Below are 6,611 nucleotides of genomic sequence, written 5' to 3' on the forward strand. Positions count from 1 at the left end.
AATTATCTGGGGAATAACTAACTGTGAATATTAATGAGCTTGAAAATATATTATATAATCTCTTTGAAAATGATTTGATCTCGAAAACAGCGTTTGATACCTCGATCAAAGATTTAAGATTAATACCATCAAGTCCTAACTTCCCAATAAATCCTTTTCTCGAAATGTTTGAGTTAATTAAACTGGATCGAAATATAAATGAAATAAAAGAATTATTAAATAAGTTGGAATCACAGATAGAGGAGACTGCCAACGCTTGGGATACAGGAGACCTATCGAAAGAGACAACAAAAGAATTAATACAAAAATATGTCAATGAAAAGAATCAATTATTGAAAATAGAGAACTTGGTTCAAAATCGGTTAAAGCATAAATATACAAGCTTGAAAATATTAGATCATAGTTATTTTTTAGACATGGACGAATTCTTAACAATAATTCTAAATGAATCAACCCATGCACGGGTTACAGAATTTGTAATTGAGTTTCAAGAAGTTTGGCGGAGATGTTCTGAAAATATTATTCTTACCAAGGATATAATGAAACCTGAAGAAATTGATGAAGTCGAAATTGAAATCTTGAATAGCCTTATATCTCCAATAAAAGAATCATACCATTTGAAATTAGATCTTCATGAGCTTATTCCACCTATTAAACCAATAAAAGAAAAAGATCCCCTTTTTTCTTCAAAAACTAAAGAAATTTCAACAGATATTGTAGATGAACCAAGAAAAACCATTGATTCAAAACTGGAATATGAACCTTGGGACTATACTGGTGAAGTTATCTATATAGAAAAGGAACCAGTTGGACTAGTAAGACCTCCTATTGTAGTAAATAATGCTATTTATCTGCCTATTGTTAAAGAAAAACCACTAGATGCCACTAAACTAAAAGAAAAATATGAAACTTTATTGAAAAATGCAGGAATAGATATTACTACATCGACTATCCATCAAATTAGTGAATTAATAGCTCAAAAAGTTGAAGTGCCCGTCTCATTCGGTTTACAACCATCAATTTTTAATAAGTGGATAAATCTACTTAATATCCAAGTTCCACCTGAAAAACCTGAATTAATTAAAGTAATGTTCATTAGTTATGGGACAATTAAGGGAATGAATACTAAAAATGTAGCAGTAAAGTCTGAGGATTTAATACAATTGGAAGTATCAGCATGGATTCCTGCTCCAGGGAAAATTAATGTAAGTAAAATTGATATTGGTTCATTAGTAACTGGTATGGCTGGATCAATTTTCGGAATAATTAAAGGTGTGATTTCTTCTTCCCCTTATGGTCAAGCATTAATAATCCAACGCGAAATTCCTCCTTCAAAGCTTCTAGAAATCTTTCTAATAGGCTTGGGAAAGAGAAATCTATCCGAATACCGTATTTACGTTACTAAAGAGTTTAATATAGGTGAAAGTGAAGTCTTTAGCCCTGAAACATTATGGAAGATTAATAACAAAGAAAGATTTTTAATTTCTCCACATGAAATTGTAAGTTCTTATTATACTGTCCTACCTTCAGCTGCTTTCAAGTTTAAGAGGAAAATTGAAGCAAAGATTGGGGTTTATTTCCATTCAATAGCAGAAACCTTTCGCTATCTTATTGGCAAACCTATTTTCATTGATGATAAATATAAAGGTATTATTTACGGATTTTTTGTTAATAATGCTGAATTTTTTATCCTATGGACCGCTAAAGATTCAGTGGAACTTATAAAGGAAATAGGACGTAAATCTTCTGATCAATATGTTGAACGATTTCAAAGACGAGTTTCAATGGCATTGGCAATCCCTCCAGAAGAAAGTTTATGGCCAAATAATCTTGCACGGTATTTTTTGAATTTTATTTGGATGGAGGAAGATTTATCTCTAAAAAATGCAATTGATCTTATCGAATCACGATTCTCATTAAATCGTGTTTCATTTTCATCCATTACTGAAATTTCAAAGAATGGAGCAAAATGCAAAACCTTCCTTGGATAAAGAAAGACGGTAATGATTTATTGGTCAATATTCAAGTTAAAACTCATCATTTTTCAAATGAAATCGAGATTAATCAGGATTTTATGATAATAAAGATTAAAGCAGCTCCAATTAAAGGTAAAGCTAACAAGGAAATTATAAAACTCCTTCGAAGACAATTTAAGACTGATATTACGTTAGAAAGTGGTTCAAAAAGACCGAATAAAGTAATACGGTTTAAAAACATATCATTTGATGAATTTATGCTAAAAATATCCACCTTTTTCCCAGAATCAATATCAAGGAATAGAAGTAGATAAATTCGAGGAAATTCTTTTTGGTGATTGCCATAAAGGATTAGTTTGATGAAATTTCTTTAAACAATACATTACGTATTCTTTGACCGTGTAATTACTAAATCCTTAAAATTAAGATTATAGATGGAAAAAAAGGGGAAATTATTGGAATTTAATTTCACCCATCATCTTACGTCGTGCTATTAGCTCTTCAACAACTTCAGGGTTTGCTAATGTCATAACATTGCCGATCTCCTTCTGTTCTGCGACAGCTTTAAGTACTCGTCGCATTATTTTCCCAGAACGAGTTTTAGGTACAGCATTTGAGAACATAATAACCTCTGGATAAACAGCTGGCCCAGCTACACTACGAACATGATTTTGAATATCTTTTTTCATTTCTTCACTAGCTTCGTCATCGTTCATAAGAGTAATATATGCAAAAATTGTTGAACCTTTTACGGGATGAGGATAGGGGATTACGGCACTTTCAGCTACTTTTGGATGGGAATTAATGGCTGCTTCGACCTCTGCAGATCCTAATCGATGACCAGAAACTTTGATCACATCATCAGAGCGACCAAGAATGAAATAATATCCTTCTTTGTCAATAAGAGCATAATCACCAGTGACATAATAGCCTTCGAATTGAACTAAGTAAGTACGGACGAATCGATCATGGTCATTCCAAACGGTTCGCATCAACCCAGGCCAGCTTTTATCATAACAAAAATAAGCTTGGGTGTTTGGCTTGGTTACTTTATTTCCTTCTTCATCTAATAAAATTGGATTAATGCCAAAGAACGGGAACGTACATGATCCTGGTTTCATAGGAGTTATAGCGCCTAGGTTTACCATCATATAGGATCCTGTTTCAGTTTGCCAATAACTATCAACAATGGGCCTTCCGACTGGCTTTTCTCCACTTGTTCCTTTGCCTACGATGTCCCAATACCATTTCCATTCAGGCCAATTACAAACTTCCCCAACGGTACCTAGCATTTTCAATTTTGAAAGATCCCATTTTGTTACATTTTCATTCCCAAGTTTTTGTAATGCTCGTATTGCTGTAGGAGCTGTATAAAAATGAGTGACACCAAATTTTTCACAAATTTCCCAGAAACGTCCTCCATGAGGCCAAGTTGGAACACCTTCATAAAAGATTGAAATTGCTCCTAAAGCTAAAGGTCCATAGATGATTTCAGTGTGACCTGTAATCCAACCAATATCAGCGGTGCAATACCATACATCCCTTGTTGCAGGTGTTTCTCCTTTAAGATCAAGAAGACACGAGTAATCCCAAACATAATAATTAGTAGAGATACCATATACAAGATAACCTGCTTGAGTATGAACTACCCCTTTAGGTTTTCCAGTGGTTCCGCTTGTGTAAAGAATAAATAAAGGATCCTCTGAATCCATGGGTTCCGGTTTACATAAATCAGATTGTTTTTCTGCAAGAGCAAGAAAATCTACATCCTTTTCATAGTGATAAACTTCCCCTCCAGTAAGTTTAATTACAGCCACTGTTTCAATTGAGTCACAAGTTTCAATTATTCCTTTTAAATTGTCTTTCATGGGACGATTTTTACCTGCTCGTCTTACTTCATCCGAAACAACCAAAACTTTACATTCAGAGTCATCAATTCTATCCTTGACGGATTCCGCACTAAATCCACCAAATACAATAGAATGTATAGCACCAATTCGTGCACATGCTAGCATAACAGTAGCTAGGACATCAATCATAGGTAACCAAATGCAAACTCGGTCTCCTTTTTTTACTCCAAGCTCTTTCAAAGCATTAGCTGCCTTATTCACTTCACTTAGTAGGGATTTATAAGTAAATTTTCTAACACTATCATCTTCACCCATCCATATTAGAGCAAGTTCATCTCCGTATCCTTTTTCTACCCATCTATCAAGGCAGTTATAGGTGACATTGAGTTTACCACCTTCAAACCATTTTCCTACAAAGTCTGATTCACCTTTTACAGGAGGTGTCCAAACTCGTTTGTATGGGGAAAACCATTCTACCTTTTTTGCTTCTTCAGCCCAGAATTTTTCAATATCTTCAACAGATTCTTTCCATTTCTTTTGATAAGCTTCCATATTTGGGATCCGTGCTTTCTTTGCTAATTCTGGTAAGGGATAATATTTCTTTGCTTTTTCTTTCTCTGTTTTTGTTTCTTCTGACATAATATCGCCCATTCGTTAGTTTATCATTACATTTCGTGAAAATTCAAATTAATAAATTTATTTACAGGGGATTTTACTTCCCTGCAATCTGATTCAAAGCATTTTAAGAAATTTATAAGAAGTTTATTTCTCAATTAGTAATTAATATGTAATTAGCTATAGGATCATCTTAATTTCAATATTTCTGACAGACTAAATTCACTGTTTTTTAACTGAGTTTTTTATAAATACTACTTGAAGGCATGATTGATTCAAGAAAAAAAGGTGATAATTAATAAAAAAATAAGGGAAAGCGTCAAAACTTCTGACGCTAAAATTTTCTAACCTAAAAATTATTTTCTGGCTAAGTATTCAGCTACGACAGCTAATGCAACTGCAAGAAATGCCAATAATCCCAGTAAAGGAAATGCATCCTTATAAGGTAAAATACCAGCAATAAAAGGTCCTAAAGCCCCTGCGATCCCATAAGCTGTAAATATTATCCCATAATTTCTTCCAAGATTTTTAGTACCAAAATAATCATCTGTAGCTGATGGGAAAAGTGCGAAGTTCCCACCGAAGCAAAAACCAATAGTACAGGCCCCAATGAGCAGGAATAAGTATTCAGTTTGAATACCAAAGAAAAACATTGCCACACCAAGGGTTCCAAACATTAAAATCATTGTTATTATTCGTCCAAGTCGATCAGAAACAGCTCCCCAAACTATTCGACCTGCTGAATTGAAAATAGCTAATAACGATCCTGCTGTGACTGCAAGAACACTATATTCAAGAATTCCTTGATCAGATAAGGTATTTCCTATAAAAGTAGTAACATTTCCAATAGTCATAAGTCCCGCGCTCGCAGCAAGTATAAACATGCCCCAAAGAAGCCAAAATTGCGGTGTTTTTATCATTTCCAATGGTTCATAATCTTTTTTACCTTTGATTGTCATTTTTGTTGATTGAGAAGTAAACCCTGGAGGAGTCCAACCTTTGGGAGGATTTTTAAGATATTGAGCAGAAGGTACAACAGTTAGAATGAATATTAATCCGAGTATCCAAAAAGCAATACCGATTTTTCCGTTCCCGATTGATAAAATTAAAAATTCCTCAATATAAAGCAAGAAAAATGCTCCTAGGCCAAATCCTGCTACTGCAACACCTGTTATAAGTCCTTTGTAATCAGGGAACCATTTTACTAAGGTAGCTATTGGACACACATATGCGAAACCTATTCCCACACCACTGATTACGCCATATGAAATTGCAAGCCAGATGAATCCAAGGAGTTGGTCTCCTTGAGCAATTATATCAACAAATCCTGCAAGCAAATATCCTACTCCAAGGAGAATTCCTCCAATAGTAGCTACTTTTTTAGGACCTACCCGATCTTGCCATCTCCCTGCAAAAATCATAGCAATTGCAAAGAATGCTAATCCGAATGTAAAGGGTAATTGAGTTAATAACTTTTCCCAAACATATACGCCACTAGCACTGTTCAAAGCAGTCTGAAATTTTGACCAAGCATAAATCGATCCGAGACAAAGTTGAATTAAAACTGCTGGAATCAAAATTGCTGGAATTTTTATCGTAATGTAACGATTTATTTCCTTTTCTTCATTCAAACTAAAATCACCATTCAATACAAACTTGGAAGGTCATTTTTAGAGGTTTTAAGACCTGAGACCCAAGAATTTGGAGAAGTATAAATATTTAAGGATATTTTTGATTAAAAAGTGGTTACAATTTAGTATTAGCATATCTTCTTATTCAATTTACCAAGAAGATAAGTTGAATTGACTTGAATGGGTATTTCTAGTTTAAAGCAGAATGAAAGGTTCGGAAGATTGAATTAAACTAATCCTAGTTTTTGGAAATCAAAAATTAATCTCCTACGTTCTTCCCAAGCGTCTCGAATTGCAGATAGATCATCTAGGATTTCATTAGTGATTCTACTACTATCAGAAAGCATCCCGCTTTCGATCGAATCGTTAAATTTATTTATTTTATCTTTAAGTCTGTCTATAATATCAAAAATAGTATTTTCCAGAGTATAAAGGTAACTCAAATCAAATTCTTTAATTACGTTTGAATCGAAGAACGTACTTATTCCATAATCAGTATTGTCTAGTAATAATCGTAAATCAGAAAAACTTGACACTAG

5 protein-coding genes are annotated in these 6,611 nt (G+C 33.7%); 2 read left to right on the forward strand and 3 right to left on the reverse strand.

Annotation, left to right across the window (positions count from 1 at the left end):
- Positions 1-23 precede the first annotated feature (23 nt).
- Both ACWVCY_RS00170 and ACWVCY_RS00175 read left to right on the forward strand, forming a co-directional pair.
- Positions 24-1,991 (forward strand): hypothetical protein, encoded by a 1,968-nt coding sequence (locus ACWVCY_RS00170; protein ID WP_455139239.1) that lies wholly within the window; start codon positions 24-26, stop codon positions 1,989-1,991.
- Complete coding sequence (locus tag ACWVCY_RS00175) at positions 1,970-2,290, forward strand: DUF167 domain-containing protein (RefSeq protein ID WP_455139241.1); 321 nt, start codon at positions 1,970-1,972, stop codon at positions 2,288-2,290. Before ACWVCY_RS00170 ends, ACWVCY_RS00175 begins: the two co-directional genes overlap by 22 nt.
- 138 nt (positions 2,291-2,428) lie before the next feature.
- Here ACWVCY_RS00175 and acs read toward each other — a convergent pair whose 3' ends face one another.
- From acs to ACWVCY_RS00190, 3 genes are all read right to left on the reverse strand, one after another.
- Positions 2,429-4,465, reverse strand: coding sequence for an acetate--CoA ligase (gene acs / locus ACWVCY_RS00180; protein WP_455139243.1), 2,037 nt, complete (start codon positions 4,463-4,465; stop codon positions 2,429-2,431).
- 332 nt (positions 4,466-4,797) lie between these two features.
- The gene (locus ACWVCY_RS00185) at positions 4,798-6,072 is read right to left on the reverse strand and encodes an L-lactate MFS transporter (protein WP_455139245.1); all 1,275 of its coding nucleotides are present in this window, start codon (positions 6,070-6,072) and stop codon (positions 4,798-4,800) included.
- 227 nt (positions 6,073-6,299) lie between these two features.
- Positions 6,300-6,611 (reverse strand): hypothetical protein (locus ACWVCY_RS00190; protein WP_455139247.1); only part of this gene is annotated, 312 nt, incomplete at its 5' end.

This window comes from Candidatus Hodarchaeum mangrovi (genome assembly GCF_975850365.1).